The sequence below is a fragment of the Cupriavidus sp. GW821-FHT07C08 genome, assembly GCF_059419025.1.
The window spans coordinates 40901-55602 of record NZ_JBWKQZ010000013.1; the positions used below are offsets into that span (position 1 = coordinate 40901).

Sequence of the window (14702 nt, forward strand, 5' to 3'; positions counted from 1 at the left end):
CGCCGTACCAGAATAGAAGTCCATCGGCGCCCGCTTCAGCGCCGGACGATCCCCACTATCACGGGGTGACAGGATGACAAGGCTTTCGAGCCGTCTGGCCGCGTGCATCGCGTTCGGTCTTCTGCTGGCTGCCAGTGCGCAGGCGTCGGATATAGCCTGCAAGACCACGCTGCGTCCTTCCCGCTGCGACGATCCGCTCGCCGCCGGCACGTCCTGCCTGCAGTCAGTGCCGCACGCCGCCGACCTGATCTGCGATCACGCGATGCTCCAGCGCGAACACGAGCGCATCCATGCGGACCAGCAGCGCCGGCTGCGCGCCGGCGCGATCCATAGGAGCGACATCGCCGCCTGGCGGGAGCGACGGGACGCCTGCACGTCGGTGACATGCCTGGACAGGGTCTTTGCCAGCTGGCGCCGGCAGCCAGGCAAGAAACCGCCGCAGGCTGCCGCGCCGCAACCAACGCCGCCGGCGGCGCGGGCGCGGGAAGCGTCGAGGAACAAGCAAGCTACGGTCACGGTCGAGGCCTCGCGGCCAGCCGTCGCGCCACCTCCAGCAACTCAACCAGTAGCGGAGCAGCCTCCAGCCCTGCCACCGGCAGAGCCATTAGCCGAACCGGGGATGCAAGCGCCACCTGTCGTGATCCAGAGAGCCTCCGGCCCGACGCCCCAGCAGGCGTCCATCCGTCCGACGCTGGCGCCGCAATCACGCGGTTGGACATCGCTGGGCACACTGGCGTGGCTGGGCATGTGCAGCGCGGGCGTCGCCTGCTGGTCCCGGCGTACGCGCGGCGAGTGGCTGCCGGGGGTCACCCGCCTGCGCGAGCGGACACGGGATGCGCCGCCCATCGTGCTTGTGGTGAGCGGACTGCTCGCTTTGAACGGAGTGCTGCTGTTGTGCGTCCTGGCGGGGAGCCGGCCATTGTCGTGAGCTCATGCCGTCGCCGGGCGCCTCATTCCGGCAGCGGGTACTTCCTGGCATTCATCTCCATCTTGGCGCGAATCGCCGCGTCCAGGTCCACGCCCAGCGCCGTCACCAGCTGCGCCAGGTAGATGGTGATATCGGCAAGCTCCTGTTCCACATGGTCGCGCTCATCGGTGGACATGATGGCGCGCGATTCCGCGTCGGTCTGCCACTGGAAGATCTCGACCAGCTCGGACACCTCCACGCTCAGCGCCATCGCGAGGTTCTTGGGGCTGTGGTACTTGCCCCAGTTGCGGGCCTTGCCGAAGTCTTGGGCGGCTTGCTGGAGGTTCTTGATGTCGATCAGGGGCATGGTGGTGTGACGAAAGCGGTTCACTGCGCCCCGGCATACGCCGGCGCAAAACGCAGATTTAATCACGACCCGGCCGCCCTCGACACCCGGGCCACCTGAGGCTTACCCTTCGCTTGTGCATCCACCGTCTCAACGGAGGTTCCCATGCGCCCGACTCCCGGCATGGCGATTGCCACCCTGGCCGGCACGCTCGCCTACCTGGCCATCGCCATCGCAGGTTGGGGCGGCTTCGCCCCCTTTTTCGCGCACCCGGCGCGCGTGGCCCTGACCCTGGTCCTGTTCGCCCTGTCCGTCGCGGCACTCTTCTCCGGCGGCAACATCAGCAGCGGCATGCGCGAGGACCGCGGCAACCGCTGGGTGCTGGCAGTATTTGGCGTGCTCGGGCTGCTGGCGGCGTACCTGCCGCCCTTTACCGACCGCATCGGCTTCTGGACGCTCGATGGCGACACCATGCGCTGGATCGGCGTGGCGCTGTTTGCCGGCGGCGGCGTGCTGCGGCTGTGGCCGGTGTTTGTGCTGGGGCGGCGCTTCAGCGGGCTGGTGGCGATCCAGCCGGGGCATACGCTGGTGACCACCGGGATCTATGGCGTGATCCGGCATCCGAGCTATCTCGGCTTCCTGGTCAGTTCGCTGGGATGGGTACTGGCGTTCCGCTCAGGCGTGGGCGTGGTGCTGACGCTGCTGATGGTGCCGGTGCTGCTGGCGCGCATCCGGGCGGAAGAAGCGCTGCTGCGCGACCAGTTTGGCGACGAGTACGCGTCGTACTGCGACAGGACCTGGCGGATGCTGCCGGGCATCTACTGATCGCGGCGCAGCGGCGCCCCACGCACTTGGCCGATCAAATTGCCAGCCATCAAGGGTTATCCCTAGTCATTCATTCCCATTTTCCGGGACTCTCGGTTTTGATTTCTGGGAATCAGGTCCTATTCTTGGGCCCTATGTTGAATGCCGTCGACAACCCCACCGCCGTGAAGCCCGCGACCTCCATGCCTGCCGAACCCGGCCAGCCCGCGGGCGGTGCCGATCGCGTGCTGTTCGTGCTGGCGGCGCTGGCGCAACACGGCGCGCCGATCACGGTGCGCGAGCTGGTTGCCAAGACCGGCCTGCCCAAGAGCACGCTCTACCGGCAACTGATGATGCTCAAGCGCTGGGGCTTTGTGCTGGAGTCCGACGGCGAATACGCGCCGGGCCCGATCAGCCTGCAACTGGCGCTCGGCTTTGACATGGCCTCGCACCTGGCGCGCGAAGCCTTGCCCGACATGCAGCTACTGGCGCAGCAGTCCGATGAAAGCGTAGGTCTGGTCGTCGCCGTCAAGGATCACGCGGTGTGCCTGGAGATGGTGGAGAGCCGACAGTCACTGCGCTGCTCGTTCGAGAAGGGCCGCGGTGTGCCGCTGCGCGCCGGTGCGTCGGCCAAGTCGCTGCTGGCGTTCATGCGCGACGAAGCGCGCGAGCGCCTGGTCCGGGCCCAGTGCGAGCCAGGCGAAGCCGAACGGCTGCTGGCCGAGCTGGCCGCCATTCGCGAGACCGGCTACGCCGTCAGCGAGGGCGAGGTGGATCCGGGCGTGTGGGGCGTGAGCGCGCCGCTGTTCTCGCGGCGCAGCAAGGCCGATGCGCTGGGTTCCATCACGCTGATGGTGCCGGCCACGCGGCGGCAAGGGCGCGAGACCGCGCTGATCGACATGACCGTGGCAGCGGCGATGCGGATTTCCGCCCGGCTGCAGTCTTACTGAATTCCAAGCTAGCAAGCAATTCATTACCGCCGCCGTCGGCACACCCATGCGACGGCAGATCCCTCGTTCCCGAGAATAGGAGACTTCCATGAACCTTCGTCGCAAATGCCTGATGGCCGGCCTGGCAACCCTGACCGCCCTGACCCTCGGCACCGCCGCGCACGCGCAGGACAATGCCGTGCTGCGCGTAGCCACCGACGCCACCTTCCCGCCGATGGAATTTATCGAGAACGGCAAGCGCACCGGCTTTGACGTGGAGCTGGTGGAGGCCATGGCCAAGACGATGGGCAAGCGGGTCGAATGGACCGACATCGACTTCAAGGGCCTGATCCCGGGGCTGGTCTCGCGCCGCTTCGACATGGCAGTGTCGGGCATCTACATCACCCCCGAGCGCCGCAAGGTGGTGGACTTCACCGAGCCGTACTACACCGGCGGCCTGGTGGCGCTGGTCAAGAGCGGCAACACCACCGTCCACGCCCCGGCCGACCTGAACGGCAAGAAGGTCAGCGTGCAGGTGGGCACCAAGTCGGTCAGCTTCCTGCGCGACACGTACCCACAGGTGCAGCGAGTGGAAGTCGAAAAGAACCAGGAAATGTTCAACCTGGTCGAGATCGGCCGCGCCGATGCCGCCGTGACCGGCAAGCCGGCCGCGACGCAGTACGTCAAGACCCGCGGCGGCCTGCGCATGGTGGAGCAGCCGCTGACCACCGAGGAATATGGCATGGCCGTGCGCAAGGACACGCCCGAGCTGACCCGCGACCTCAATGCGGCACTCGCCAAGGTGAAGGCCGATGGCACCTACGCCAGGCTGACCCAGAAATGGTTCGGCACGGCCGCCAAGTAAGCCGCGCGGATCATCATCATGGAATTGGATTTTTCTCCTGTTTTTGCCGGCTGGCATGACATCGTCCACGGCGCCGTCATCACCGTGGAGGTGACGGCCTGCGCGCTGGTGCTGGGCTGCGTCATGGGCCTCTTGGTCGGCATCGGCCGGCTGGACCCGAAGCGCCGCGTCATCTACAGTATCTGCACCGCCTACGTGACCTTCATCCGCGGCACGCCGCTGCTGGTGCAGCTGTTCCTGCTGTTCTTCGGGCTGCCGCAGTTCAACATCCTGCTGCCGGCCTTTGTGTGCGGCGTGATCGGGCTGGGCATCTATTCCGGCGCGTATGTGTCGGAAATCGTGCGCGGCGCGATCCAGTCCGTGGACAAGGGCCAGATGGAAGCCGCCCGCTCGATCGGCATGTCGTCTGGCCAGGCCATGCGCGCGGTGATCCTGCCGCAGGCCATCGTGCGGATGATTCCGCCGCTGGGCAACGAGTTCATCGCCCTCATCAAGAACTCGGCGCTGGTGTCGCTGCTGACCATTGCCGACCTGATGCACGAGGGCCAGAAGATCATCAGCGTGTCGTACCGGTCGCTGGAAGTCTATCTGGCAATAGCGCTGGTTTATCTGATCCTGACGAGCGCGGCCGGGCTGATCCTGCGGCGCGCCGAACAACGGCTGCGCATGGGAGGCATGGTGCAATGAGCGATTCCGCAATCATCCGGATCCGGAACCTGGGCAAATCGTTCGGCGGCCATACGGTCTTGCGCGGCATCGACTTCGATGTGGAGCCGTCGCAGGTCGTGGTCGTGATCGGCCCCAGCGGCTCGGGCAAGAGCACCTTCCTGCGCTGCTGCAACGGCCTGGAACAACCCGAGGCCGGCACCATCGACATCGTCGGCAAGCGCCTGGTGACCGACGGCCAGCTGATCGGCGAGCACGAGCTGAACCAGCTGCGCACGGAAGTGGGCATGGTGTTCCAGTCGTTCAACCTGTTCCCGCACCTGTCGGTGCTGCACAACGTCACGGTCGGTCCCCGCATGCTGCGCGGCGCCTCGCGCGAGGAAGCCGAGCGCAAGGCGACGGGACTGCTTGAGAAAGTTGGCCTTGCGCACAAGGCCCACGCCATGCCCGCCAGCCTGTCGGGCGGCCAGAAGCAGCGCGTGGCCATTGCCCGTGCGCTGGCCATGGAGCCGCGCGTGATGCTGTTCGACGAGCCGACCTCCGCGCTGGACCCCGAGCTGGTGGGCGAAGTGCTGCAGGTGATGAAGGTGCTGGCCGCCGAAGGCATGACCATGGTCGTGGTCACCCATGAAATGGGCTTTGCCCGCGAAGTGGCCGATGTGGTGGTCGTCATGGATGGCGGCGGCATCATCGAGGCCGGGCCGCCGTCGGTCATCTTCTCGGCGCCGACGCAGGAACGCACGCGCGGCTTCCTGCAGGCCGTGCTGACGCGGGCGTGACGATGGCTGTGACCCAGAACCTCTGGCAGGGCCGTGTCGACGACGGCGAGCGTGGCGACACCACGCGCCTGTTCCACATCGTGCATGCGCTGGAAGCGGCAAACGTGACACCCCTCGACGGCGCACCGGTGTTGCTCGGCTTCAATTGCGACGCCGGCGTGCTGCGCAACCAGGGCCGTCCCGGCGCCGCGCACGGCCCCGACGCCATCCGCCAGGCGCTGGCCAACGTGCCGGCGCATGGGCTGCCCGCGTTATACGACGCCGGCAATGTCAGCTGTGACGACGGCGACCTGGAGTCAGCCCAGCGGGCGCTGGCGGGCACCGTGCGCGACGTGCTGGCGCGCGGCGGGCTGCCGCTGGTGCTGGGCGGCGGCCATGAAGTGGCCTGGGGCACGTGGCAAGGCCTGCGCGCGCACCTGGATGCGCAGGACGATGGCGGGCGCGTGCTCATCATCAATATCGATGCCCACTTCGACCTGCGCACCAGCCGGCCCGCAAGCTCCGGCACGCCGTTCGACCAGATCGCCAACGCCTGCGCCGAGCGCGGGCAGCCGTTCGACTATGTCTGCCTGGGCGTCAGCCGCCTCAGCAACACGCCGGCGCTGTTCAGCCGCGCCGATGCGCTGGGTGTCTGCTACGTGGAAGACGTGGACATGCAGGAGCGCCACCTGGCATCGCGCCTCGCGGAACTGGCGGCGCGCATCGATGCCACGGACCACGTGTACCTGACCATCGACCTCGACGCGCTGCCGGCGGCCGTGATGCCGGGCGTGTCGGCACCCGCCGCCTATGGCGTGCCGTTGCCGGTGGTGGAGGAAGTGGCCTTGCTTGCCCGCCGCAGCGGCAAGCTGCGCGTGGCCGACCTGGCCGAGTACAACCCGCAGTACGACCGCGACCACCTGGGCGCGCGCGTGGCTGCGCGGTTGGCCTGGCGCCTGTTCGGCTGACAGGCAGGTCACGCCCCCCCCCGGCCGCCCGGCGGTTGGTCAACCTTCAGCCTACAGACGGATATCAACGGAAGTTGGCGTGGCGAACAGCTTGGGTTCCTTGCCGAGCGGAAACCCGATCACGTACAGGACGTTAGCTGGCATTGGCCTGTCCGGGTCCGAGCCCCCCTTCAGCAGCACGTTGCGCTCGGCATAGCGTAGCGAAACGCCAAGGGTCTTGAGCACATCGATGTTGGCTTGCATCGTGTCAGCCGCCTCGCGCTTCTGCGCTTCGGTGTAGGCGTCCAGGCCATCCCGGTAGTTGCGGAAATATTCCATCAGCGCGGCGAAGCATTTATCCGCTTCGCGGCCCATCTCGAAGGCCAGCTGCGACATGTCCATCGTGCTGGTCTGCGCCAGCTCGGCCAACTGCTTACCCGTAGTCAGCGCAATCGCCGCGAAGGCGACGTGTTCGTGGTCGAACTGTTCCTGCGCAGCCTTGAGTTCGTCTTCCGGTGGAATCGCGAATGGCTTGTTGAGCGCGTCGATGTCCAGGAAATCGAACGCGCTGGCCAGCGCCCGGCAGGTGTCGGCGTCGGCCGGCCAGCCTTGCTCGACGCGCTGAACGGTTCGCACGTTGAGCCCGGCGATCACGGCCAACTGCTCCTGAGTCCATTGCCGGGCGTCGCGGAACACCTTGATGCAGACAGCCAGCTCGGCGGGGGTCAGCAGGCGTACTGGTGGCGTGTTTTCCGTCGTATTCATTGCGTTGCTCCTTCGTTATCGACCGACCTGGCCAGCCGTGCTGGCCACGCCATTGCGCATGGCATGGCCGCTCCTGGCGAGGGGCCGGAACGCAAGCAAGAATCCGACAGCTGCCAGTACTGCTACGTAGTGAGCAGGCGCCATGGTGTCGTGCTGTAGCCAGAGCGTGAGGACCATCGGCGTGAGGCCGCCAAAGACTGCATAAGACATGTTGTAGGCGAACGAGAGACCGGTGAACCGCACTGGTGCCGGAAAGGCGCGCACGCCGGCAATCGGCACGGTGGCGATGGTGCCGACGAACAGACCCAGCAGTCCGTAGTGCCAGAACAACGTGGCAGGCGTGCCGGGCAGGCTGCCGTAGAAGAGGTAAGCGGTCATGAACAGCCCGCCCCAGCCGATCAGCATGACGGCGCGGGTGCCGATGCGGTCGCACGCCCAGCCGACGATTACGCAGCCGATGGTCAGCATGAGGGTGGCGAACGCATTGGTCTCGAGCGCAAGCGCGGCGGGTATGTGGTGGATCTTCTGCAGGTAGGCGGGCGTATACAGCACCACGACGACGATGGAGGTCGAAAGTACCCAGGTCAGCAGTGCCACGAACAGACTGGCCGAGCGGTGATCGCGCAGCACGGTGCGGATCGGCAGTTCGCGCGCCAGATTGCTGCGCTCAGCCAACTCGCGGAACACGGGGGTCTCATGCAGAAACCGGCGCAGGTACACCGACACCATTCCGAAGACGCCGCCCAGGAGGAAGGGAATGCGCCAGGCGAAATCGCTCACCTGCTCAGGCGTGTAATGGCGATTGATGGCGACCGCAACGAGCGAACCCAGCAGAATGCCGCCCGTGATGCCAGAGGTCAGCGCGCCGATGCCGAAACCGTAATGCCCGCTCGGCACGTGTTCGCCGACAAACACCCAGGCACCGGGCATCTCGCCCCCAATGGCCGCGCCCTGCAGCACGCGCATCGCCAGCAGCAGCAACGGCGCTGCGACGCCGATGCTGGCATAGGTGGGCAACAGGCCGATCATCAACGTAGGCGCAGCCATCAGCAGGATCGACAGCGTAAACATGCGCTTGCGGCCAAGCCGGTCGCCAAAATGGGCGATCACGATGCCGCCCAGCGGGCGTGCCAGGTAGCCCGCGGCGAAAATGCCGAACGCCTGCAGTTGTCGCAGCCAATCTGGCATATTGGGCGGGAAGAATAGCGCGCCCAGCACCGTCACGAAGAAGACGTAGATGACGAAGTCATAGAATTCGAGCGTGCCGCCAAGGGCCGCCAGGGCCAAGGTCTTATAGTCGCGAGCAGCCAGCGTGCGTGCCGGAGCGGGTAAGACGCCGCCCGGGACGCTCAGGGGATTCACATGGGGTTCCTGTTGTAGATTCACGTTCGGTCCTCGTCAGGTAGTGATCAATGGACTTCGGTTAGGGCCGGTCCTTTTGAGACCAAGACCCCATTGATTGCGCGTGAGCGATGCCGATCAGGCATCGTCCGGTGCGACACGCCTGCATGGAAATGCCCAGTTGGCGCGCGGACATCAATTCGTGCGCACCGTCTTTCCATGCTGGTCTTTGTGCGGAATCGACGCCCCTGCTGCAACCAATGAGGCGCAGCAGAGGGCTACCGGAGTGGCCGGCGGGTTCGGTCAGTCGGGGATCGAACCGTCTACCTGCGCCAGCTGTGCATACGCCGATAGCGATCGGTTTGGCTGGAAGTACAGGTCGCGAAGAATCGGCTTTTTGAGCGGTCCAACGATGGATGCCAGGTCGGACAGCTTTACATGGCCCAGTTCGGGCATGCCGATACCCACGTCGCATAAACCGTAGGCGGTGTCACCATCGGCTGGATCCAGGGCGACCAGTAGCCAGATCGCATGCGCGTCCGGGGTAAACAGCCGCACTACGGGCACCGGGTCGCTTCCGTGACCGGCTGCGTATGCATGACCGTTTGCGAGCAGTTGCTCGCGTTGTTCTGAGGTGATAAGGGGTTGAATCATTCTCAGCCTCCTGAAATGTTCGTTCCACGGCGGAGCGAGGCGATACCGTTGGCATACCAAGCGAGCCGTCAGGCCCCAACACGGTACGGTGCGGCGCCGGAACTAGGCGCAAGCGCTGTCCGTCATCGTTAAGCATTCACGGGGCGTAAATCGTCGTGGCCATGCACGAATCCAAACAAAGCAAGCTTCGGGTGCAAGCGGGAGTGCCAACCCGTACCCCAATGTCACACACCCCGACGTGCTCCCGCCCGTTAAGAGCAGCAGTGTAGAACCGTATTTTTGAGATGTAAAGTCTGTAGATTTAAAATCTGTAGATTCTAAGGCTGTAGATTCATAAGGTTCTTAAGGTGATGCTCTCGTTCCATGGACGAGAGCATCAATTCAGCCCAGCGTAAAGTGCGGGCGCACTTGGCGGCTAATGTGAAAGCCTTACGCGGCAAGCAGGGGGTATCGCAGGAGGCTCTGGCCAGCCGCGCAGGCTTGCATCGCACCTACATCAGCCAAGTAGAGCGCGAAATCGTCAATATCTCTCTCGACAACCTGGTCCTGCTTGCTAGCGCGCTTGGCGTGACGGTTGAGGAATTGTTCGTGGAGTCGAGGGAGCCTGTGGTGTCGCTCAAGCCAGGCCGCAAGCGTTCGGTGTCTACCGTGAAGTAGGGAGGCCCCAGCCGGATTCATGCGGTCGTTCGATGAAATTCGCTCCCTACGTTGGCACGGCGGTAATCGATGCGAAACGACAACAGCGCTTGCGATTCCGCGATCTACGCGAGCTAAGCCGGATTGCCATACAGAATGCTCCGTGGAAACTAATCGCATCCCTTCAATGCGACGCCAACTCGATGTCCACACCAGCAAAGCTCGCTGAAATTCTCACACTCGCCAAAGTCCAGGCGCAGGCCGACGCCGGGTCGTTCGCGCGTGGCATGGCTTATTTCCATGACGGGGCAGTGTCTCGTCTGGACGCAGACGAAGGCGCTGTTCGCGCCAGCGTGCGCGGAACGCGCCGTTACCGCGTTGAGCTGGCCGTCGCAGGCGAAAGCGAAATCGCCTATGTATGCAACTGTCCGGTAGGCGATGAAGGCATTTTCTGCAAGCACGCGGTAGCCGTTGCACTCGCCTGGCTCGAAAACACTGGCGAAGAGGTGTTCCATGGCGAAGAGACCGCCAAGGAGAAACCGCGCAAGAAGCGAAAGACCCACGGGGAACTGATTCGCGAATACGTGGCGACGCTGGACAGGGACGCGCTTCAGGAACTGCTGCTGGAAGCTGTCGAGCTTGACCGGACGTTACGCGACAGGTTGCTCTTCGCCGCGCGTACGGCGCAAGCGTCCGATTTGCCGAGCATGAGGACTGCCGTGCACCAGATAACGCGCATATCCCGGCCGCTGAGCTGGATGGAGGCCGGCGAATACGGCGACAGCGTGATGTCGCTGGCTGAGACACTGCGCCAGAGGCTGGTTGGACCGCACGCCGCGCAAGTTGTCGAACTCACCGAGCTGGCAATTGCTGGGGCGGAAAAGAGCCTTGAGCAGATTGACGATTCCGGCGGCGGCGTGATGCCTGGCATCCTGGAGCTGGCGTCTGTCCACCTCGACGCATGCCAGCAGACCCGCCCCGACCCGGTGAGGCTTGCGGAGCGGCTCTTCCGCCTGCAGGTGGAAGGCAAGTGGGGTACTTTCCTCGATGTCTTGCCCGCTTACGCAGGACCTCTGGGCAATAGCGGGTTGAGTCGCTACCGTGAACTGATCAGCGAGGCCTGGGAAGCCCTCGTCCCGCTTGCTCCGGGCAATGAGTGTGGCCAGTCATTCGAGCCGCGCCGCCTGAATCTAGCGCACGCAATGCAATCGCTGGCGGAACTTGACGGCGACATTGATGCACTCATCCGAATTCGCACCAAGGACCTGTCTAGCCCGTACTGCTTTCTCCAGATAGCGGAACTTTGCGTCAAGCACGGGCGCCGGGACGAGGGTCTCGAGTGGGCCGAACGCGGTCTTCGAGAGTCGGGCAAGAACGTCGACTCGCGCCTGCTCGACTTTTGCGTCGAAGCATATCTGCGTCGCGGCGAATTCGACCGGGCCGCTACGTTCGCATGGCGTCGCTTCGAGATGCAGCCGGCGGCCGGCACATTCCCCTCCTTGATGAAGGTCGCTACGGCCATCGGTCAAAATGATGAGATCCGAGAACGCGCACTAAAGCACCTTTGGGCGCTTATCAAAAAGGAGGAGTCGAGCGACAAATCGAAACGCGATTACTGGCAGACGCCAACGCGCACCGAACTGGTCAAGATTCTCCTCTCCGAAGAAAAGAACGATGTGGCTTGGGACGCCTTCGTCGGCGGCCCGGTCGCGACGCAACTTTGGCCTCGGATGGCAGCTGTCCGCGGCAGAACGCACCCCCATGACGCGATTGCCCTCTATCACCGGCTGCTGCCGGTGGCCGTCCGGAACGGCGCCGGCAGTGCGCGCTATGACGATGCATTTGAAATCGTGCGCGCCATCGGAGGGCTGCGGGCACAACAGGGCGAGCGCGCCGAGTTCACCAGAGAACTGGAGCAGATCCGCGTCACCTATCGCGCGAAGCGCAACTTCATCAAGTTGATCGCCAAATTGTCCTGAATTTATCGTGTCTGCTTGATGTTCAGCGGACACTGGCTCAGAAGGCGGGAACCAACAAGAGTTATGAGTTCAGTGACCGATGGGGACTGTTGCGGATGCTGGAGCGTGCACACGTCGAGCCGCTGGACAGCGCCACCTATCGACTGACCTGGCAGGTATTCCGGACACCAGTGACCCGAAGGGCAATGCTGGTGAGGGCTAGGCCGACGGAAGCGCGCAAGCCACGCCTGCCTTCGCGGATCCTCTCCGGTGGGGAGCTACCGCAGGTCGCGGCGCCGGCCACGGCCGGTCCGCGCAAATCGCACACGCAGAATGGCTAACGACCTCAGCACCGATCAGCGCTTCACCCCCACACGCCCAGCCTTTGCCGCCCGCTTCACCGGCACCAGCGTGGCCGCTGCTTCCTCAGCTTCATCCGCATTGACTAACACTCCCGCCGACACAATATAGGCCGCCGCGCTCTCGATATCCCCGCGCAGCGCCGCACAAGCAGCCGCACTGTCATGCCTGCGCAGCGCTTCGATCAGATTGTCGTGATGCTTGACCGCGACGCGTTCTTCCACGCGGCGCGATCCGGAGCGGAGGTCGTGGTTAAGAATCGGGCCTATGCGCAACCACTGCGACTCGATCATCTGCAACAGGATCGGCATGCGCGCCGCCGCGTACACGGCAAAGTGAAAGGCCTGGTTCGCGGCGATGACATCCGCGCCGTCGGGACTGCGCTTCGACATCTCGTCGGCAAACCGGCGGTGCAGTGCCTGTACCTGCTTCAGTTCCTCATCGCTGATGCGCTCTGCCGCAGTCGCGGTGGCGAGTCCCTCCAGTTGAATCCGGATCTTTGTGATTTCCTCGAACTGGCTGACGCTCATCCTCGGTACCCGCAGTGCACGGTTTGGCGTGAGCTCAAGTGCCTGCTCGGCGACCAGACGATGCACCGCTTCCCGCACCGGCATGACGCTGACGTTCAGTGCGGCAGCAATGTTGCGCAGGGAAATCTGCTCTCCCGGCATCATCTGGCCGCTGATCAGCAGGTCTCGTAGCTGCGTGTAGACATCGCGGCTGAGCGTCTGGCGGACAAGGGGCGTGACAAGGTCATTCAGGGTCATGCCGCGAAGCATAGCACATAGGGTTATTCTCTATATTTGATCTGTGATCACAGTTTTAATCTTCGTCCGGAAGGCAGGCAGCCGCCTGTTCCCGAGAGGATTGGAATCATGTGGAAGGATGAATCGCTCGCCGGCAAACGCGTACTGGTGACCGCTGGCGCGGACGGAATTGGCCTGGAGATCACACGGGCCTTTGTGGAGGCGGGCGCCCGCGTTGCGGTCTGCGACGTGGCTGGCGACAGCCTCGAACGTCTCTGTGCCGAGTTGCCCGGCGTGGTGGCAGTCAGGGCCGATGTGTCGAAGGAAAGCGACGTCGAGGCGCTGTTCCAGGCGGTGGATGGCGCCTTTGGCGGCCTGGATGTCCTCGTCAACAATGCCGGGGTTGCCGGCCCTACCGGCGGTGTCGAAACACTGTCCCTGGCCGACTGGGAGCGCACGCTTGCCGTCAACATCACCGGCCAGTTCCTGTGCGCCCGCGCCGCGGTGCCGCGCCTGCGGCAGGGGCGTTCGCCGTCGATCGTCAACCTGTCCTCCGCTGCCGGGCATCTCGGCATGCCGGGCCGTTCCGCCTACTCCGCATCGAAATGGGCCGTGGTGGGCTTTACCAAATCGCTGGCGCTTGAACTGGGCGCGGATGGCATCCGTGTCAACACGGTGCTGCCCGGTGCGGTCGACGGCCCCCGTATCCGCGCCGTCATTGCCGCGAAGGCCGAGTCGCTCGGCAAGCCGCTTGACGAAGTCACGCGCAACTACACGTCGCAGGCGGCACTGTGCCGCATGGTGACGATGCGCGACATCGCCAACATGGTGCGCTTTCTCTGCAGCGACCAGGCGGCCAATGTGCACGGCCAGGAAATGGTCGTGGACGGCCTGACCCAGGCGCTCAGCTAGCGCGCCCAGCGCATTCCGGGGGCCGCCGGATATCCGCGGCCCGCAGCCAGACAACACCCGACCAAGGAATCACCATGGCCAAGCGAGCCAAAGCCATCATCACCTGCGCCCCGACCGGCGCCATCCACACGCCCAGCATGTCGCCCCACCTGCCGGTGACCGCCGACGAGATCGCAAAAGCCGCCATCGACGCGGCGCGCGCAGGGGCCGCCATCCTGCACCTGCACGCCCGCGACCCGAAGGACGGACGCCCGTCGCAGGACCCGGAGCTGTTCCGGCCGTTCCTCGCCAGGATCAGCGCCGAGACCGACGCCGTGATCAATATCACCACCGGCGGCAGCCCGCACATGACGGTGGAAGAGCGCATGTTGCCGGCCACGACCTTCAAGCCGGAGCTGGCCTCGCTGAACATGGGCTCGATGAACTTCGGCCTGTTCCCGATGCTCGACCGCTTCAAGGAATTCCAGCACGACTGGGAGCGTGAACACCTGGAGAACAGCCGCAACCTGATCTTCAAGAACACCTACCAGGACATCGAGAACATCCTGCGCATCGGCAATGTCAACGGGACGCGATTTGAATTCGAGTGCTATGACATCAGCCATCTGTACAACCTGCGGCACTTCCTTGACCGTGGCCTGGTCAGCGGTCCGGTGTTCATCCAATCCGTCTTTGGCATCCTGGGCGGAATTGGCCCCGATCCCGAGGACCTGATGCACATGCACCGCACCGCCCGGCGCCTGTTCGGCGATCAGTTCCGCTGGTCGATCCTGGGCGCCGGCCGAGGCCAGCTTCCGCTGGCGACCATCGGCGCGGCAATGGGCGCCAACGTGCGCGTTGGCCTGGAGGACTCACTCTGGATCGGTCCGGGCCAGCTGGCGGCTTCCAGCGCCGAGCAGGTCACGCGCATCCGGACCGTGCTTGAAGCCCTGAACATCGACGTGGCCACGCCGGACGAAGCCCGCGACATCCTGGACCTCAAGGGCGCGGCAGGCACCGCGTTCTGAACAAGCGGGGCCGCCACGGCCCGGCCCCGCCCAACCATCGAACACTGAAGACATCAACCAGGCAGAACGGCTGACGCGCGGCCCCAGGGCGTGGCGCTGTA

16 protein-coding genes are annotated in these 14702 nt (G+C 64.7%); 11 read left to right on the forward strand and 5 right to left on the reverse strand.

The features are described from left to right. Positions 1 to 73 precede the first annotated feature (73 nt). Positions 74 to 928: a hypothetical protein gene (locus tag AC07UK_RS17720; protein WP_494687956.1), complete on the forward strand. Its 855-nt coding sequence runs from the start codon at positions 74 to 76 to the stop codon at positions 926 to 928. Between the two features lie 22 nt (positions 929 to 950). Here AC07UK_RS17720 and AC07UK_RS17725 read toward each other — a convergent pair whose 3' ends face one another. Beyond that, positions 951 to 1274: a nucleotide pyrophosphohydrolase gene (locus AC07UK_RS17725; protein ID WP_013955146.1), complete on the reverse strand. Its 324-nt coding sequence runs from the start codon at positions 1272 to 1274 to the stop codon at positions 951 to 953. 144 nt (positions 1275 to 1418) lie between these two features. Between AC07UK_RS17725 and AC07UK_RS17730 the strand changes: the two genes are divergently transcribed. The 6 genes from AC07UK_RS17730 (at position 1419) to hutG (ending at position 6243) form a co-directional block, all read left to right on the forward strand. Next, on the forward strand, positions 1419 to 2078 hold the full coding sequence (locus AC07UK_RS17730; protein WP_494687957.1) for a methyltransferase family protein: 660 nt from the start codon (positions 1419 to 1421) through the stop codon (positions 2076 to 2078). 134 nt (positions 2079 to 2212) lie between these two features. Continuing rightward, on the forward strand, positions 2213 to 3007 hold the full coding sequence (locus tag AC07UK_RS17735; RefSeq protein WP_436223025.1) for an IclR family transcriptional regulator: 795 nt from the start codon (positions 2213 to 2215) through the stop codon (positions 3005 to 3007). Positions 3008 to 3095: 88 nt separating this feature from the next. Then, complete coding sequence (locus AC07UK_RS17740) at positions 3096 to 3851, forward strand: glutamine ABC transporter substrate-binding protein (RefSeq protein ID WP_494687958.1); 756 nt, start codon at positions 3096 to 3098, stop codon at positions 3849 to 3851. Between the two features lie 18 nt (positions 3852 to 3869). Next, positions 3870 to 4538: an amino acid ABC transporter permease gene (locus AC07UK_RS17745; RefSeq protein ID WP_010811413.1), complete on the forward strand. Its 669-nt coding sequence runs from the start codon at positions 3870 to 3872 to the stop codon at positions 4536 to 4538. Beyond that, entirely contained in the window at positions 4535 to 5296 is a 762-nt protein-coding gene (locus tag AC07UK_RS17750; RefSeq protein WP_492321519.1) for an amino acid ABC transporter ATP-binding protein, read from the forward strand. The genes AC07UK_RS17745 and AC07UK_RS17750 overlap by 4 nt, the downstream gene beginning before the upstream one ends. Positions 5297 to 5298: 2 nt before the next feature. Continuing rightward, a complete protein-coding gene (gene hutG / locus AC07UK_RS17755; protein WP_494687959.1) occupies positions 5299 to 6243 on the forward strand; it encodes a formimidoylglutamase in 945 nt (314 codons plus the stop codon). A gap of 51 nt (positions 6244 to 6294) precedes the next feature. Here the strand turns inward: hutG and AC07UK_RS17760 are convergent, their stop codons facing one another. The 3 genes from AC07UK_RS17760 to AC07UK_RS17770 all read right to left on the reverse strand — a co-directional run bounded on the left by AC07UK_RS17760 (position 6295) and on the right by AC07UK_RS17770 (position 8982). Further along, entirely contained in the window at positions 6295 to 6987 is a 693-nt protein-coding gene (locus tag AC07UK_RS17760) for a helix-turn-helix domain-containing protein (RefSeq protein WP_494693887.1), read from the reverse strand. Positions 6988 to 7002: 15 nt separating this feature from the next. After that, complete coding sequence (locus tag AC07UK_RS17765) at positions 7003 to 8349, reverse strand: MFS transporter (RefSeq protein ID WP_494686586.1); 1347 nt, start codon at positions 8347 to 8349, stop codon at positions 7003 to 7005. A gap of 282 nt (positions 8350 to 8631) precedes the next feature. Next, the gene (locus AC07UK_RS17770) at positions 8632 to 8982 is read right to left on the reverse strand and encodes a DUF2958 domain-containing protein (RefSeq protein ID WP_494686585.1); all 351 of its coding nucleotides are present in this window, start codon (positions 8980 to 8982) and stop codon (positions 8632 to 8634) included. Between the two features lie 363 nt (positions 8983 to 9345). Between AC07UK_RS17770 and AC07UK_RS17775 the strand changes: the two genes are divergently transcribed. Then, positions 9346 to 9639: a helix-turn-helix domain-containing protein gene (locus tag AC07UK_RS17775; protein WP_436220508.1), complete on the forward strand. Its 294-nt coding sequence runs from the start codon at positions 9346 to 9348 to the stop codon at positions 9637 to 9639. Between the two features lie 182 nt (positions 9640 to 9821). Next, positions 9822 to 11597 (forward strand): SWIM zinc finger family protein, encoded by a 1776-nt coding sequence (locus AC07UK_RS17780; RefSeq protein ID WP_436223024.1) that lies wholly within the window; start codon positions 9822 to 9824, stop codon positions 11595 to 11597. A gap of 335 nt (positions 11598 to 11932) precedes the next feature. Here the strand turns inward: AC07UK_RS17780 and AC07UK_RS17785 are convergent, their stop codons facing one another. Next, positions 11933 to 12715, reverse strand: coding sequence for a GntR family transcriptional regulator (locus AC07UK_RS17785; protein ID WP_436220507.1), 783 nt, complete (start codon positions 12713 to 12715; stop codon positions 11933 to 11935). Between the two features lie 96 nt (positions 12716 to 12811). Here AC07UK_RS17785 and AC07UK_RS17790 point away from each other — a divergent pair, with 96 nt between their 5' ends. Beyond that, positions 12812 to 13594 carry an SDR family oxidoreductase gene (locus AC07UK_RS17790; RefSeq protein WP_436220506.1) on the forward strand — a complete coding sequence of 261 codons (783 nt, stop codon included), beginning with the start codon at positions 12812 to 12814 and terminating at the stop codon, positions 13592 to 13594. Positions 13595 to 13668: 74 nt separating this feature from the next. Continuing rightward, positions 13669 to 14601: a 3,5-dioxohexanoate:acetyl-CoA acetone transferase gene (gene kce / locus AC07UK_RS17795; protein WP_494686584.1), complete on the forward strand. Its 933-nt coding sequence runs from the start codon at positions 13669 to 13671 to the stop codon at positions 14599 to 14601. Positions 14602 to 14702 lie beyond the last annotated feature (101 nt).